We start from the raw sequence: 15,094 nt of genomic DNA, 5'->3' as shown, positions 1-15,094 counted from the left end.
AAGATAAAATTACTGAAAATTTAGATTTTTATAAAGCGTTGAATTATTTTAATGCAACACTAGTGAGAGCATTTGTATATTTAATTCTAAGCAACGCTTCCGTTTTGTCATTATACAGAATACCAGCTAAAAATGCCTCACTGCTTTCATCTTTTCGCGTATAACCAATGCCATCGATTTCCCCACCAGTTGGAAACAACATTTCATACACACCCGTTTTGGATTCAAGCGTGTAATATCCTTTTTCCGTTTCTTTTGTCGACTTGATCATATCTCGCGTAAATTCATCTTGAAGGACTCTGGTATTTGGCAATTCCTCTGTCGCCACTTCGCTTGGCTTTTGGTCTAGGGACTTTGTTTCAATTGATTGTTCGTCACTCATTTGACAGCCGCCTAAAATCAGGCTACTGAGAACTATGGCTAGCGTTTTTTTTGTTTTTATATGCATAGTTCTCCTCCTAATTTTTAGCACTTATGTACCTTTCTTTTATGGTATCAACATGTATAGAGATTGTTATTTAAGCTATCTCCCTAATAGTTCACTAAACCCAACCTTAATGATTTGCTCATCTTAAATTTCAATTATAAGCGTAAGATTTGTATCAAACAGACAATAATAAAAACTAACTGCTTCAATTTTATCTAAAGATTGAAATATATGATTCAGGCTTGTTTCGATTACTGGAAGTTAATTGTCATCCCAAATGAGATAAACTCTGTCTTCAAAGTCCTTTACTCTTTGCTTAATGCGTGGAAGTAACTCTTCCCTGTTCTGAATAAGCAAATGATTTTCTATATTGCTCCAATCAACTTTTCCAGAAACAGAGATAGGAAACTTTTCTTCTATTAAATTAGTAATTGCTTGACTCTTTTCGTTCGAAAGGATTACTGTATTTTCTCCAAGCGTTTCAATACATTCATCAAATAATTGATGGTCACTACCTTTCGTGTTTATTTTAAGGTCTTTTAAGTTTTGTTCTAACTTCTACTGCCTTACTATTTTATTATCCACTTAATCTCATCTCTTTCCACAAGAAAAATTCATAAAACAACTATAGCATATAGCCATAGAAGACGTTAAAAGGCTTATAGAGAAAAAGAACTCCTACCTTTTGGAATTCTTCTATTTCTATATAAGCTGTTTTCGATTTCACTTAAAGGTAATTGATGACATTACCTTGTGTGCTCGATCTTTTATTTTTTCATTTGATGGTTCACACTGGACCTGAAGCTGATTACACCCTACTGAATATACTACTTTTACTCCACCTTTTTGACTTTTTGGATGAACATATGCCGCATAACCAACTGCGTCTTCGTCCACCTTGAATGGTGCTATATACAATGTTCGATTTTTCAAGTCTACTTTTTCAAAAGCTGATGAGATCCCTAAATTATTCGTCAAAAAATCAATAGAATAACTTACTCCTTTTTTATCGTTATAAAGCTCTTGGTTATAGTTGATACGGATTTGCGCTTCTACTTGATCACCGTATACTGCGCCTATTACATAGGATTCAATTTGGTTTTCTGTATATGAATAAAGCTTCTCAGAAATTTCCCCACCAGCCGGAAACAACATCTCATACTCCCCCGTTTTGGATTCAAGCGTATAGTATCCTTTTTCCGTTTCCTGTGCGGATTTCAGCATGCTGCGCGTAAATTCATCTTGGAGCGCTCTTGCTTTTATTTGTTCTTCTGTTGTCGCTTCCGGTTGTGTTTCTTCCTGTTCGTTTACGCTTTGACAAGCTGTGAGGCTCAACGTTACTATCAGTAAAGCGGTGAATCTTTTTAAATTTAAACGCATTGTATATCCTTACCTCCTGTTGTTACAGATTATCAAGTGAAACGACTTCTCCAGTTATAGCATTTACAGCGTAATGGCAGTCTAGCTTTCCGCAAAGAACGTACCTTCCTTGTTTGCGGTCATAAACGTAGTATGGCGTAAGTTCTATGAAATTGTGCAGCTTCTCAAGCGCTTCTGCTTTCGCAACTGTTACTTCTTCTGCTTTTTGAAAGTCTGCAGTCATTTCTAAAAGGGACTTTGTATCCATATAGTTCATAACCTCATAGCAAGAACGATCAATAAACAGCTGAATGTTTCGTTTCAACACACTCTGCGTTTGTTCTTTTAATTGTATTTTAGCGACTAAGTAGCCTTTGTCTCGATGTATAGATTTTAAAGACCACTTTCCAGAGTCGCTCTTATATACTTGTGCTAAAAAGCGCTGAACCGCTGCGATGCTCCGCTCAATATCTTCCTTCGTCACTTCTTTTAAGTCAGGATGTGGCTCTCGTTTCAATGCTTGATTAAATGATACTTCTTCTGTTAGCGTCAAGCTTTTTTCTTGAAACGCTTGTTGAACTTCACCTTCCCACTTGATTAGTTTATCAAGTTCTACATAGGCCTTTTCAGCAACAATGACGCTGAATGGTATCAGCGACAAATCGCGATTTCGTATGTATACTTCTTCAATTGCATAAGCAGGCGTCATTTTTTCCGTCTCCATACTTGGAAATTCAGCTAACTTTAGCTGCTCAGCCACAATGTGCTTCACTTGCGGTAGAGTAAGCTCATACTTTTCTCTGTTAAACGTCTCTTTCTTTGAAAAATCTCCGTTGATTGAGAAAAATGTTAAATTCCCCGCTTCATCCACTTCAACTTCAATCAATCCAGATGGCGATACGGAAACACCGTTTAGGATTTTTCTAAAGGACATTCGCTTGTCCTTACGCTTATGAAATACAAAATGAGTGCCTTCTTGAAGTCCCGTTTCGCTCTCAATCCAACGAACAACAGCATTCGAGTCTTCAATCGAAAGCTTGACACCTTCAGCATAAGAAATCCCGCCAACGAAAATAGCAGTTGTAAACAGTCCTGTGTGAAAATCGACTTCCACTACAGCTGTTCCAGTAGGGTTAAGATCTTCATCTAACAAGTCTTTTTCATAATTCGGAAACCATTCCATTGAAAGTGTATAGATGGTGTCTCCTAGAATAGTAGCACTGCGCCTAACGTCTGAACGATATAAATAGTAGTCTTGCAAGCCCAATTTTTCTTTTGTATGTTGAATGAGTTCATTTATTCTTGATTTCATTTGATTCTCCTTATCCTACTCCATAGTTTGGTAGATTTACCCACTATGATAAGGGAGAAACGCATTTTTTACAATTATTTTCCACAAACACTTTTAGAGCTTCCCTTTCCGATAAGCAAGTGGCGTCATTCCCATCATTTTTTTAAACTGATCAATAAAGTAGCTGGTGCTGTTAAATCCCACTTCAAAGGCTACGTCCGTAATGCTTTTTTCCTCTTGCTTTAAGAGCAGAATACTTTGTTGAATGCGATACTTCATCACGTACTGAAGCGGCGTAACGTCTAGCATCCTTTTAAAATAGCGGCAGCACTCAGATCGGCTTATTTGACCGGATGCTGCAATATCATCGAGAGTAATTTTTTCGCTATAGTTCATATGCACCCACGTTAACATAGCTTTTATGCGCTGATTTTTCACTTCTTCTGTGTACACGTACTGCTTCTGAAAAGCGTGAACCAAGAGCTGTTTCCAAACCTTAATAAGATTAGCCGTAATCTCAATTTCAAACAGCGGTTCTTTCGTTTGCACAAGCTTGCGAATGACAAATAAAGCTTGTTGAATAGCTCTGCTCCACTCTTTGCTTCCATCAATCAATACATACGATAAGTTGGTGGATTGAACGTAAGGCAAAACGTAAGTTGTATAGAGCTCTTGAGGTAAAAAAAGATGCGGAAGCACGTTTAAACAAATATACACGCAGCCCGTTTTCTTCAGATCTTCTGCCATATGCAAGCAGCCGCTGTTAATAAAGAGTCCATCCCCGCTACGCAGCTTAATTTTTTCTTCATTCACTTGAAAAACTGCTTCTCCTTTTAAAACGTAGATGAGCTGAATTTCATCGTGCCAGTGAAGCGGGATGTAACCGCTGGCGTGTTCTAGTATCGTCGTCTCATAGCAAGCAATCGGCAGCGCTCCCGTATAGTGCTTCGTTAGCTCTTTTAAGTTTTGTTCATTGATTAAAAACTGCTTAAACTTCATAGTCCACCTCAATATTTTTATATTTTTAAGCTCGATTTGAATATAAATACGCATTTTTTCTCTTTATGATTATACTATCATGATATTTTGTAAAGGTAGGAAATCAAATGAAATCTAATCGACGTGCTGGCTTATTATTCGTGATTGTGGGCGCAACGTTTTGGGGAATTGGAGGAACAGTAACAAAAAAGCTGTTTCAAGACTATGAAATTGACGTCAACTGGCTGGTGACCACGCGTTTATTACTAGCCGGCTTGCTGCTTTTACTTTTAAGCTGCTTTGGTAAAAATCGCCGGGAAGTCCTTTTCATTTGGAAAGAAAAGCAGACGGCTCTTCAGCTTGTCACTTATAGCATATTGGGCATGCTTGGCGTGCAGTATACGTATATGGCAGCTATTCATCATGGAAATGCAGCTGTCGCAACGCTGCTTCAATATTTAGCACCCGTCATTATTATTGTATACTTGCTGTTTCGAAGACAAATGCGTTTTACTAGACAAGACGGAACGATCCTTTTATTAGCTTTAACCGGCTGCTTCTTCCTTCTTACAAACGGGTCGCTCTCAACACTTTCTGTACCCTATCTAGCCATCGTATGGGGACTGCTTTCTGCGGTATGCTCCGCTTTTTATACGCTGTATGCAGTTCGGCTTCTTAAACGATTTGACTCTTTGGTTGTTGTTGGATGGTCAATGGTGGTTGGCGGAGTTGCGCTTAGCTTTATTCGGGCGCCTTGGGAAGCTCATTTTGACACATTTACGTTTGCTGCGTACGGCTACTTGCTCTTTGTCATCATCTTTGGAACGATGCTGGCGTTTTGGCTGTATATTAAAAGCTTAGATAGCCTCCCTCCAAAAGAAACAAGTTTGTTAGGAAGTCTGGAGCCTCTTGCTGCTGTATTGACAACGGTCTTTTGGCTTCAGCAGCCGTTTGGGTTCTTTCAGTGGGTAGGAGCTGCTTGTATCTTTGGTGTTGTCTTTTTACTTACGCTTCAAAAAGCTCCTAAAGCAAACACGCTTGAACAGAAAGATCCCCCTCTCAAAATCTCTTAAATGATGAGAGGAGGATCTTTCTCTATAGTTTATTCAACTGGCGTTTGAACGTCTTTGGTGGTTTCAATACTTTTAATTTTAAGCTTATCTTCACCTTTTAGCTCCACGCGATAGATTCGATTCTTTACAAACTTCGTACTGGCATCATACGAATCGGTAAACGTGTACTCTTCTGTTGCATACACCGAATACTTACCTTCACCTGTCTTTTCAACTTTACTAACAAGCAGCCGATCATTTGCAAACGACACGTTTTTTCCAGCTAAAGACGTAATATACGCTTCTAAATCACTATACACTTGCGCATCTTCATCGATATAAGGTGCCATTCCGCTAAAGTCACCGCTGTTTAAGCTTGAAAAATAAGCGGCTTTATAAGACCCTACAAAGTTGTGAATCTCTGTTTCACTCACGTCTTTTACAGGCTTTGGGTCATTTTCTGCTGATTGCTTATCTTTTGCCTCTGCTTTTTCTGTCATAGCTGGTGCAGTGTTATCATCCGTAACCCCGCGGCCAAAATTCATATACACAATAAAAATGAGCACGATTGCAAGAACTGCCCCTACGAAAAAGGGAAACGTTCGCTTTGTTTTTTGCTGCTTTTCTAAAACCGGATAGTCGGCTGTAGCTGGAACGCTTAGCTTTTCTTCTTTCACTTGCAAACTAGCAAAATAAGAAGGAAGAGAAGCAGGTGACATACGTTCCGTCACGGTAAGCATTTGTACTTCTTCAGCAACTTCAATAAATTCAGCAATAGCTGAGCTTCGGTACAGGTCTGCTACTTGGTCGAACGCTTCAATTTCTTTTCCATGAAAAAACGTTCGCGAAGCGTCCATAAACGATGATAGCCATTTATAATGCGCATCCATTTCTTCGACGTAGCTTACTTTCTCGATTTGTTTTTGTAGCTGTTGTTGAGAACGCTCGCTATCGTTTATCATTTCATTAATTTCTTTTTCAATAGCCCGCAGCGCCTCGATAGCGTATGCTTTCATATCAGCTTCAAGATTCGCAAAACTGTTCTTCAAACCAGGTAATTCGATTTCTTCGAGCTGTTTATTTGCGACGATAAGACGACGAAGACTTTCATTGTACTCGTGCTGCTTCGTACGAAACGCAGTTGCTGTTTGTTTTGTCACGTACTGCTTTTTTCGGAGCTGATTCCATTCTTCAAGCAGCTCACTTTCTTGCTTTTGAGCAGTTAAAGCATTTTCTTTTAACCCTTCACGCTTTTGATCAACATCCATAAACGTTGGCAAATACTCTGCGCACTTCGCTTCAAGATTCGCTAGCTTTTTTGTTTGACCATATGCTGACATAACATCGAAAAAACGATTTAACAAGCTGGTCATGTCAGACGATGTGTTAATGTTTGTTTCAAAAAGGCTTAGTATCTCTGTATGTAGTTGTTTTAACTTCTCTACTCGGCGCAAGTTTTGACTGCGAGCTTCCAGAAAAGCTGGATAATCTGTTGAAAGCAGCGTTGTCACTAAAAATTCTCCGTTAGTCATATCATACTGCTTGCGCTCTGTTTTCACTACTTTATAAACCTCATGCAGCTCTTTAGAAACTTCCATCATAAACTCTTGTTCCGTCAGCTGATGAAGCTTGTCCTTTACGTTATGTAAATGGCGTGAGCGCAGCGGTTCTTTTTCGTTATATAAGCTCAGCCATTCTTGCAGCATCTCATAAGCTGCTTCATTCCATTTAATTGTGCTCATGTAGTTATTCACCCGTTAATTCAATATTTTCTACTATCACTATACAGGAATTTCACGAGATTTCCAGACAAAAATAGCTATACGATAACCCGCATAGCATCTCGACATCAATATTCGTAAGCTTTTAACTCTTCTTCAAATACCATTTGCATCGCGGTAAAATCATCTGGATGGGCCTTCATCGCATCATGCAGGTGGTTTAGCTCAAACTGCGAAGTGATCTCGTATTCTTTTAAATATTCATAGCTTTCAAGCTGTTCTTTAACCGCGTGCTCCTGCATCGTTTTGTTCTTAGGGTATTTCTCTTGGGCAGCTTGATAAATCGCATGCTCAACCTCTTTTTTATCTAATGAAAAAATTGGATTCGTAAGCGTAGCTGAAAAAGCCGTTGGCGTATCATGACTGGTTGCCGTTTGACCTGCGAGCTTATCTTCAAGCTCAGACAGCTGCATTTTTACATGTTCAAGCTGCTTTAAAGCCTGATTTTTTTCTACGAGGACTTCTTTCTTTTCTTCTGTCAGTTCAGCAAGCTCTTCTTCTAGCAGTGAAATTTTTTGATAGCTCGTAATAATAAGTGCAGAACAAAATAAAAAGACAATCGTTAGCGCAAGCATCAGCGCAAGAAACCACCATTTTTTATAAAGAGGCATTGAAACTGTTGACATGTAAAACCCCTCCTTTATAGCTTGGCACACTCTTTTAATACCCATGTATATGCGTAAAGAAGGGATTTTATTTATTGATAGACGGCTAAAACGTTTTTAATACAAACTCTTTAAAATTCTGCACGGCTGGTGAAATGTATCTTCCTTTAACCCAAGCTATGCCAATAAGACGTTCGCATTTCGGGTAGTGGATTGGAATTTTCACGATATGACTTTGATCTACTCCTTTTAAATCCGGCAAAATCGATACGCCAAGCCCAGCGGCCACAAGCCCCGCAACCGTGTCTGCTTCTTCTCCTTCAAAGGTTACGTGAGGATTCACACCCACTTCATGAAGAAACTGCTCAACCGTGACGCGTAGGCTAAACCCTTTTTTCAAATGAATAAACGGTTCTTCTACTAGCTCTTCAATGGTTATTGCTTCTTTTGTGGCAAAAGCATGATTCGTCGGCACAATCGCAAATAACTCTTCTCTCCAAAGCTCTTTCCACGCTACGGGTTCTTTAATACCCATGGGAGAGATTAAGCAAATGTCTAACTCTCCTTTTTCCAGCTGATCTAGTAGAATATGCGTTGGACTCTGTCTAAGTGAAAAGTTGACCTTGGGATACTGTCTGCGAAATTCCACAAGCAAATCAGGTATGAGGTTGATGCTCAGCGTATGTAAAAACCCTAGAGAAACCTGACCTTGTTCAGGGTCAAGTAAATGCTGAATCTCTTGCTTCCCTTTCTCAAATTCACTCATCATATTCGTAACGCTTTTTAGTAGAATTTCACCGTACTGATTTAAGCGAATCGATCTTCCCTGTCGTTCAAAGAGTGAAACACCGATTTCCTCTTCAAACCGAGCTAGCGACCTGCTTAAAGCGGGTTGCGTAATCGAAAGCTCCTTGGCTGCTTTTGTCATATGCTGTAAGCGTGCTAAAGTCTGGAAATACTCAAATTGCTGCCATTCCACCTCGTTTGACACCCCTTCCACTCATTACATAAATACATTAAAATCATGATAACTATGCATTATACATTATATATCAGAAGTGATAGGATATACAGGAGAGAAATTCTTCTATAGCTATAGAATCGAAATTAATAATCAAAAGGATGGATAAAACATGTGTGGAGAATATGATCATGAACAAGTGATGATAGTATGAGCTATATTCAGCAGGGAACAAAAACGTTTCGCAAAATGAGCTTTGCATTTTTTGCAGCAGGCTTCAATACTTTTGCCATTCTTTATTGCGCTCAGCCCTTAATGGTAACGTTTACAAACGAATTTGATATTTCACCGACTATCGCAAGCTTGTCGCTATCCATCACAACTATTACCCTCGCCATCAGTATGCTTGTCTTTGGTTCTCTTTCTGAAGTATGGGGCCGAAAATCTGTGATGGTTTATTCAATGTTTGCTGCTTCTGCACTTTGCATTTTAACAGCTTTTAGTCCTAATTTTTATGTGTTACTAGTATTTCGTGCACTCGTTGGAATTGCTTTAGCAGGCTTACCGGCCGTTGCAATGGCTTATCTTGGCGAAGAGATTGAAAGAAAAAGCTTAGGTGCAGCCATGGGCTTATACATTAGCGGAAACGCCATTGGAGCCGTAGCGGGGCGTGTCATTTCAGGAGTTGTCAACGACGCAGCAGGCTGGCATTTCTCCATTGGATTAATTGGCATTATTAGCTTAATTGCTGCGGTTCTTTTTTGGCGCAGCCTCCCTCATTCTACACACTTTACACCGCGTAGCCTCAATGTCGTCAGCTTAGGAAAGTCACTAATTGATCACTTAAAAGACCCTGGCTTACTCTTTTTATTTTGCATTGGCTTTTTACTATTAGGAAGCAATGTTGCTTTGTTCAATTACATTGGCTACGTGCTAACCGCTAGGCCTTACGGACTCAGCGAATCCGTTATCAGCTGGATTTTTATTATCATGATGATTGGAACATTCAGTTCAATTTGGAACGGAAAGCTCATTGATCACCACGGTAAACAGCCAATTCTGCTGATTAATCTACTCGTTGCGTTTGCAGGTGTCTGCCTTACGTTGGAAACCCACTTACTCTTAAAAGTTATCGGTATTGGCCTCTTTACCTTCGGCTTTTTCGGCGCTCACTCCATCGCTAGCAGCTGGGTGGGACAGCGAGCCCTACGCAACAAAGCACAAGCTTCGTCCTTATATTTATTTTTATACTATACGGGTTCAAGCGTCGGCGGGACTCTAGGCGGGATATTCTGGTCACACTACGGCTGGCACGGCGTTATTGGAATGATCGGTGGATTTCTACTGACTGCCGGAATATTAACCGCTTGCTTATCAAAAGTAAACGTCAAATCAACTGCGCTTGTAAAAGCAAAGGAAAGTTATTAAAGAAGGTGCTATAAACAGTAAAAAGCTCTGTGAGAATAATTCACAGAGCTTTGGGTTTGTTATCATTCACGAAAAATGGCTGAACTTTTTTAACAGGAAAAGAAACTGACATGACCTACTATTTAGATTATTTTCACTAACTTTTTTGTAAAAATACTATCTTTTTCACTTGGGCTCATACATCATCTTCTTCCCCTCTACTCAAACCACTTGTCATCGTCAGAAATCCACTTATTTTGATGCAAGTCCAAGCAAAGGTCGTGGTCGTGAAAGCTAAAGTAACTTGGAAGCTTGATGGAAGAGCCACCCGCTTCTAACTAACAGCTATAAAACCAGCTTGCAATGGGACTCTTTTTAACTATTGCTTTGTACTCCTCTTCTGAAAACACCTTAATTGAATGTCTTCGTAAAAGAGCTGTTGTCACTCCCATTCCCGTAACTTGTTCCCCTTGAAACGTGCCGTTGTAGATCATCGAACTTCCGCATGAAGGACTGCTTTCTTTTAACACCACAACAGTTGCGTTTAGCTCTTTTGCTTTTTCAAGCGTTTGATAAGCTCCTTGTATGTACAAACTCGTCACGTCTCTACCTGATTTTTCAATCACGCTCGCCGTTCCGTCTAGCACATCTTCACCGCTTCCTCCAACAATTTCTGCTGGCTCGCGCGGCGTGGTAAAACCTCCTAAAAGCTCTGGACAGACAGGAACGGCTTTTTTCGCGTGAATCAACGATTGTATGACTGACTGTTCACAAGACGTACCGTTATACCGCACCGGCATTCCTGCTAAGCATGAGCTGACTAAAATCATCTTTCCTCCTCCAATTCTTTCAATCTCGTTCTAGAGTTTGTTCTTTTTTCTATTAAACCTAAAGTCTCTTATCAAAAAGAAATGACAGTTCATACTGTATTATTTACGTCGCTTTAATTCCTGCCCCGCAAAGTGGAATAACGACTTTCTCTGTTGATTCACAAGCATATCGCAAATACCCAGCATAATTCGCAGCTGTCGTTGGCTCAACGTAAAATCCTTTTTCAGCAAGCATTGTTCTTGCTTTTTGAATATCTTCTTCACTCACACGAATAACGTCTCCACCTGTATCTCGAATAGCTGATAAAATTTGCTTAGAGCGAGCCGGAGCCGCAATAGCGATTCCTTCTGCTAAAGTAGGCTGTCCTGAGATTGGAGTGGCTGCTTTTTCTCCTCTTTTAAATGCTTGTTGAATTGGAGAACAGTTTTTGGCTTGTACAGCGACAATTTTAGGCACTTTTCCTATTAATCCGTTGTCTTTTAGCTCATTAAACCCATAATATGCACCTAGAAGCAGCGTTCCGTTTCCAACCGGCACAATGAGTGTATCAGGTGCTCCGTTTAGCTGCTCCCAAATTTCGTACGCATACGTTTTAGTACCTTCATAGAAATAGGGATTATATACATGGCTTGCGTAGAACTTCTCTTCATTATGAACTGCTTGCTGAGCAGCGGCAGCAACGTCTTCCCTTGTTCCGTTCACTTCTCGTACGCGCGCTTCGTGAGCTTTTATTTGCGCCACCTTTTTTGGAGACGTACTACTTGAAAGAAAAATGTCACAGGCAATGCCGGCTCTTTTGGCATAGGCTGCAATCGCTGTGCCAGCATTTCCGCTGCTATCCGCAATGATGCTTTCTACCTTTAACTCTTTTGCTTTTGCAATCAATACGGCTGCTCCGCGATCTTTAAAAGAGAGTGTAGGCATCATGTAATCAACTTTGACATACGTATTGGGGGCATTTGGTTCTAAGGAGATAAGCGGCGTGTTGCCTTCTCCCATTGTTACTCGCTTCCAGCTGTCTGCTTCTTTTGAAAAAGGCAGTGCATCAACATAGCGCCACATCGTTGGCAGGTGGTGATGAATGTTTTCACTTTGGAAAGCTACCTTTTCCTTTAACAAATCCAATACTCCTCCACATTTGCACTTCCACAGCATGTCTTTCACAGGGTACGTTTGATGACACTCGCTTCATATATATGCTTCATTCATGTAAACCTCTCCCTTCGTTTAACTACCTATATTATACAATAGTAGAAAAATTCTTCGTTTGTTGTAAAATTTTTCTTACCACGCTAGTATATAGTAGTATAGGCGAAAAAAGGAGAGATTTTATGAGACAAAACCTTGTAAAGCTTGGTTATTTACTGGGCATTTCGTTAGTGTTGGCAGGAATACTGTATTTCTTTGCATCAAACTGGCAAGGGTTTGACCGCTATACAAAAATCGCCTTAAGCATGGCAATGATGCTTTTATTTTACGGAAGTGGATTTGTTAGCAGAATGCTGTTGCCTCACCAAGCATTTCTTAGTCACTGGCTGCTCGTTGCAAGCTCCATTTCATTTGGTTTAAGCACTGCGCTCGTCGGGCAAATCTATAACTCTCATGCAGACGGGTATTGGTTATTTTTCATTTGGCTCTTACCAGCTGTTTTATTTAGTGTATTTACAAAATATCAGCCGTTTTATGTTCTTTCGTTTATCTTACTTCAGCTCACCATGTACTTTTATATTTCACCAACTGCCGTTTTCCACCGAACAGAAAATGAAGAAATTTTTCTTTACCTTACAATGGCGTTTATCAACGCTCTTATCTTTCTATTCGTAAAAAAGCAATATGTAAAGTCGCCTATTGTAATGTATGGTGCTTTTATTGTCATTCACTTCATCTTTTTAAGCATTTCACAACCAAATTATACTGTGCTAAGCGTAAGCGTTTTGATTGCTTATATCGCTCTATCAATTGTTTCACTGTTTTATTTTTCAAAAGTACAATCACACAAAGGATTGTTAGGAATTTCAATCGTTGCCGCTGCGCTGCTCGTTGTCCAGCAAGTTTTGTGGTATCTGTTCGATAACTATAGTGAACTCACTTTATTTTTGGTACTTGGATTTGTTTTTTTATTTGTTGCGGTTAGCGTTTGGTTCATTAACTGGCTTTCTCACCACACCAATGCTCAGCAAAGATCGCTGCGTGTAATTAAACAAATTATTATCATAGGTATTACGGCAATCGCTTCTATTTTAGGTAGCATATCCATTGGTGGACTTGTAACGCTCTTTAGCGGAGAGTATTCACAAAACTTCATGATGCTGATTGGAACAGCCATTATGCTTTCGTTTTTCTTTATTAAAGCAGCTATTCCAACCGTTAAGTATACCCTTTTTATGACAGGTTTTTTAATCAGCGGAGTGTCCGCATTCTTTGTATACGATGTGTTGTTTTTTATCTATCTAGCACTCTTTGTTTCACTTCTATGGTTTGCTAAACAAAAATCCTTGCGCGTAGCCATCTACACGCTTGCTCAGCTGTTGATACTTATTAAGCTACCAACAACTTATTATGAAGCTATTCAACTTGATTACGTTTTAATTGCGCTCATTCTTTTAAATGTCATTGTGTGTTGTTTGACAGCTTGCCTACCTTTTAAAAGAAGCTCACTTTTGCTTACGTTTATCTTTTCACTTTCCCTTATTGGAAGCGTGAATTCACCTACTCTAAACATAACCTACAGCATCTTGTTCTTTGCTTTTTCTACGGCGTTTCTCTTTAAAAGCGTGCGGAAAGATAAGAGATTTGAGTTTACAGCTTCGATTATTTTTTGGTTTATCTTTTTAGGAACGCAATATTATGACTACCTTTGGGATCTTCTCGATAAATCGTTCGCACTTTTGCTATTAGGTGCTTTATTTACCGCATGTAGCTATAAGTTTGATCTTGTTGAAAAACAACACCCTTCCTTTATCGAGCAACATAAAAAAAGAATAGTATTCATCATTGCTCTACAGCTTATGATTCTTGGCGGATTGTTTATGAAAAATGAAATACTTCTCCAAAGTGGAAAAGAAGTGAAGCTCGAGCTAGCTCCGTTAGATCCACGCTCTCTTTTACAAGGAGACTATGTGGAGCTACATTATGAAATTTCTGATATTGAATTAGAAAAGGTTAAAGATGGTCAACGTGTTCAACTGCTGCTTCGCAAAAATAAACAAGGTGTTTTCGAATACGCAAAGCAGTATAAAATTCATGATAAGTGGAATTCTCCTTATCAAGCAAAGAAAGGTGATGTTCTCATAACAGGTACGTACTACAGCTGGGGAATTCAATACGGCATTGAGCATTACTTTATTCCAGAAGGAACCGGTTTACAAATCGAGCAAGAAGCAAAGCATGCCAAAGTCAAGGTTGGAAAAAATGGAGATGCAATTTTAGTAGAGGTAACACCATAACAAAGAGAACCATTCCTTGCATTTTTTGTCCAGGGAATGGTTTTTACTATTTTTACCTATTATGTTAAAATAGTCTTGTAGAAAGGTGTGAATAAAATGAGTATTAATACGTATTTAATAAGGCTTTCCTTCATGATTATGTTGATATTTGGCGGTATATTTATTTTTCGCTATGTCAAAGCGAACGAATTACTGCTGGATTCGCTGCTCCCTTTTGCAGTAGCCTTTCTTTTACTACTTAGTTCCGTTATTTGGCGCAAAAAAATGAGACAAAGTGGAGATGTGTATATGAAAACTCATAATAGAACACCTGAAAATGAGCGAGAACAGCTGCGCCAAAAGGAATTAGAAAGTAATCCTGCCGGAAACTTATGAGATGCTATAGACCGTGCGCAAATTGGCACTTCTCCTAATGGAGCTGGAGGCTCGGTCTGGAAAAGTACTGGAATTCCACTTATTGTTTTAATAACTGGATTCTTTGTAGTAGCCATCTTTCTTACCTAATGAGCGTAGAATTGTAGCAGATACGTATACTAAAAAACGTGTAGACTTCAAAGGGCTTTTATTTAGTTTGTTGTCAACTTTTGAAAAAATTTGTTTAAGCCATATAAAACTGCTCCTATGAAACTTCCTAAAGCAATTGATCCAATAATCATTAAACTAATTTCCTTAATTGTAACTGGTGTCATAAACTGAGTGGATGAAAATAATAAAACGATAACAATTGGAATTAAAAACCATAGAATTGTTTTTTTCAATTAAATCACCTCCAATTTATTTTATAGTTCTATACTTATAAACATTCCCTTTACTGTCACCTCTTAAATATACTTTTACAAATTTCTCTTGCATTGTAATACCTTGTCCAGCGATATAGTATCCCCATGATGCCACTAGTGTCGCATTAAAATAATTCAACGCTTTATAAAAATCTAAATTTTCAGTAATTTTATCTT

Annotated in this window: 14 protein-coding genes and 2 pseudogenes; 4 read left to right on the top strand and 12 right to left on the bottom strand. The window is 39.0% G+C overall.

The annotated features are described in order from the left end of the window. Window positions 1–43: 43 nt before the first annotated feature. The 5 genes from AC1UFB_RS16230 to AC1UFB_RS16210 form a co-directional block, all read right to left on the bottom strand. Window positions 44–448 (bottom strand): hypothetical protein, encoded by a 405-nt coding sequence (locus tag AC1UFB_RS16230; RefSeq protein WP_482589503.1) that lies wholly within the window; start codon window positions 446–448, stop codon window positions 44–46. A 240-nt stretch (window positions 449–688) separates the two neighbouring features. Next, window positions 689–955, bottom strand: a complete 267-nt coding sequence (locus tag AC1UFB_RS16225; protein WP_427625262.1) for a CDI toxin immunity protein — start codon at window positions 953–955, stop codon at window positions 689–691. A gap of 195 nt (window positions 956–1,150) precedes the next feature. After that, complete coding sequence (locus tag AC1UFB_RS16220; RefSeq protein ID WP_482589502.1) at window positions 1,151–1,807, bottom strand: hypothetical protein; 657 nt, start codon at window positions 1,805–1,807, stop codon at window positions 1,151–1,153. 22 nt (window positions 1,808–1,829) lie between these two features. Then, window positions 1,830–3,098 (bottom strand): hypothetical protein, encoded by a 1,269-nt coding sequence (locus AC1UFB_RS16215; protein WP_482589501.1) that lies wholly within the window; start codon window positions 3,096–3,098, stop codon window positions 1,830–1,832. Window positions 3,099–3,191: 93 nt separating this feature from the next. Further along, complete coding sequence (locus AC1UFB_RS16210) at window positions 3,192–4,076, bottom strand: AraC family transcriptional regulator (protein ID WP_482589500.1); 885 nt, start codon at window positions 4,074–4,076, stop codon at window positions 3,192–3,194. A gap of 107 nt (window positions 4,077–4,183) precedes the next feature. Between AC1UFB_RS16210 and AC1UFB_RS16205 the strand changes: the two genes are divergently transcribed. Further along, a complete protein-coding gene (locus AC1UFB_RS16205; RefSeq protein WP_100347854.1) occupies window positions 4,184–5,128 on the top strand; it encodes an EamA family transporter in 945 nt (314 codons plus the stop codon). Between the two features lie 29 nt (window positions 5,129–5,157). Here AC1UFB_RS16205 and AC1UFB_RS16200 read toward each other — a convergent pair whose 3' ends face one another. The 3 genes from AC1UFB_RS16200 to AC1UFB_RS16190 form a co-directional block, all read right to left on the bottom strand. Beyond that, on the bottom strand, window positions 5,158–6,849 hold the full coding sequence (locus AC1UFB_RS16200; RefSeq protein WP_482589499.1) for a TcaA NTF2-like domain-containing protein: 1,692 nt from the start codon (window positions 6,847–6,849) through the stop codon (window positions 5,158–5,160). Between the two features lie 107 nt (window positions 6,850–6,956). Then, entirely contained in the window at window positions 6,957–7,514 is a 558-nt protein-coding gene (locus tag AC1UFB_RS16195) for a hypothetical protein (RefSeq protein ID WP_482589498.1), read from the bottom strand. 85 nt (window positions 7,515–7,599) lie between these two features. Next, the gene (locus AC1UFB_RS16190; protein ID WP_482589497.1) at window positions 7,600–8,472 is read right to left on the bottom strand and encodes a LysR family transcriptional regulator; all 873 of its coding nucleotides are present in this window, start codon (window positions 8,470–8,472) and stop codon (window positions 7,600–7,602) included. 192 nt (window positions 8,473–8,664) lie between these two features. On the opposite strand from AC1UFB_RS16190, the gene AC1UFB_RS16185 reads away from it, so the two are divergent. After that, on the top strand, window positions 8,665–9,882 hold the full coding sequence (locus AC1UFB_RS16185; protein WP_482589496.1) for an MFS transporter: 1,218 nt from the start codon (window positions 8,665–8,667) through the stop codon (window positions 9,880–9,882). Between the two features lie 317 nt (window positions 9,883–10,199). Here AC1UFB_RS16185 and AC1UFB_RS16180 read toward each other — a convergent pair whose 3' ends face one another. After that, window positions 10,200–10,691, bottom strand: a complete 492-nt coding sequence (locus AC1UFB_RS16180; RefSeq protein ID WP_482589495.1) for a 2-thiouracil desulfurase family protein — start codon at window positions 10,689–10,691, stop codon at window positions 10,200–10,202. A gap of 103 nt (window positions 10,692–10,794) precedes the next feature. Further along, window positions 10,795–11,847 carry a threonine synthase gene (thrC, locus tag AC1UFB_RS16175; protein ID WP_225001774.1) on the bottom strand — a complete coding sequence of 351 codons (1,053 nt, stop codon included), beginning with the start codon at window positions 11,845–11,847 and terminating at the stop codon, window positions 10,795–10,797. A gap of 176 nt (window positions 11,848–12,023) precedes the next feature. Between thrC and AC1UFB_RS16170 the strand changes: the two genes are divergently transcribed. Next, complete coding sequence (locus AC1UFB_RS16170) at window positions 12,024–14,138, top strand: GDYXXLXY domain-containing protein (protein ID WP_100347859.1); 2,115 nt, start codon at window positions 12,024–12,026, stop codon at window positions 14,136–14,138. A 96-nt stretch (window positions 14,139–14,234) separates the two neighbouring features. Next, window positions 14,235–14,642: pseudogene (locus AC1UFB_RS16165) on the top strand (DUF6366 family protein). Window positions 14,643–14,704: 62 nt separating this feature from the next. On the opposite strand, the gene AC1UFB_RS16160 reads toward AC1UFB_RS16165, so the two are convergent. Both AC1UFB_RS16160 and AC1UFB_RS16155 read right to left on the bottom strand, forming a co-directional pair. Then, a complete protein-coding gene (locus AC1UFB_RS16160) occupies window positions 14,705–14,896 on the bottom strand; it encodes a hypothetical protein (RefSeq protein WP_098197710.1) in 192 nt (63 codons plus the stop codon). A gap of 16 nt (window positions 14,897–14,912) precedes the next feature. Next, window positions 14,913–15,094, bottom strand: a pseudogene (locus AC1UFB_RS16155) (hypothetical protein); the annotation flags it as partial.

Source organism: Priestia sp. KCTC 13724 (genome assembly GCF_056820425.1).
This window is presented reverse-complemented; position numbering and strand designations above follow the sequence as displayed.

Coding starts and splice junctions, on each gene's coding strand:
- AC1UFB_RS16230 (WP_482589503.1), bottom strand. CDS start 448: ATGCATATAAAAACAAAAAAAACGCTAGCCATAGTTCTCAGTAGCCTG.
- AC1UFB_RS16220 (WP_482589502.1), bottom strand. CDS start 1,807: ATGCGTTTAAATTTAAAAAGATTCACCGCTTTACTGATAGTAACGTTG.
- AC1UFB_RS16215 (WP_482589501.1), bottom strand. CDS start 3,098: ATGAAATCAAGAATAAATGAACTCATTCAACATACAAAAGAAAAATTG.
- AC1UFB_RS16210 (WP_482589500.1), bottom strand. CDS start 4,076: ATGAAGTTTAAGCAGTTTTTAATCAATGAACAAAACTTAAAAGAGCTA.
- AC1UFB_RS16205 (WP_100347854.1), top strand. CDS start 4,184: ATGAAATCTAATCGACGTGCTGGCTTATTATTCGTGATTGTGGGCGCA.
- AC1UFB_RS16200 (WP_482589499.1), bottom strand. CDS start 6,849: ATGAGCACAATTAAATGGAATGAAGCAGCTTATGAGATGCTGCAAGAA.
- AC1UFB_RS16195 (WP_482589498.1), bottom strand. CDS start 7,514: ATGTCAACAGTTTCAATGCCTCTTTATAAAAAATGGTGGTTTCTTGCG.
- AC1UFB_RS16185 (WP_482589496.1), top strand. CDS start 8,665: ATGAGCTATATTCAGCAGGGAACAAAAACGTTTCGCAAAATGAGCTTT.
- AC1UFB_RS16180 (WP_482589495.1), bottom strand. CDS start 10,691: ATGATTTTAGTCAGCTCATGCTTAGCAGGAATGCCGGTGCGGTATAAC.
- thrC (WP_225001774.1), bottom strand. CDS start 11,847: ATGCTGTGGAAGTGCAAATGTGGAGGAGTATTGGATTTGTTAAAGGAA.
- AC1UFB_RS16170 (WP_100347859.1), top strand. CDS start 12,024: ATGAGACAAAACCTTGTAAAGCTTGGTTATTTACTGGGCATTTCGTTA.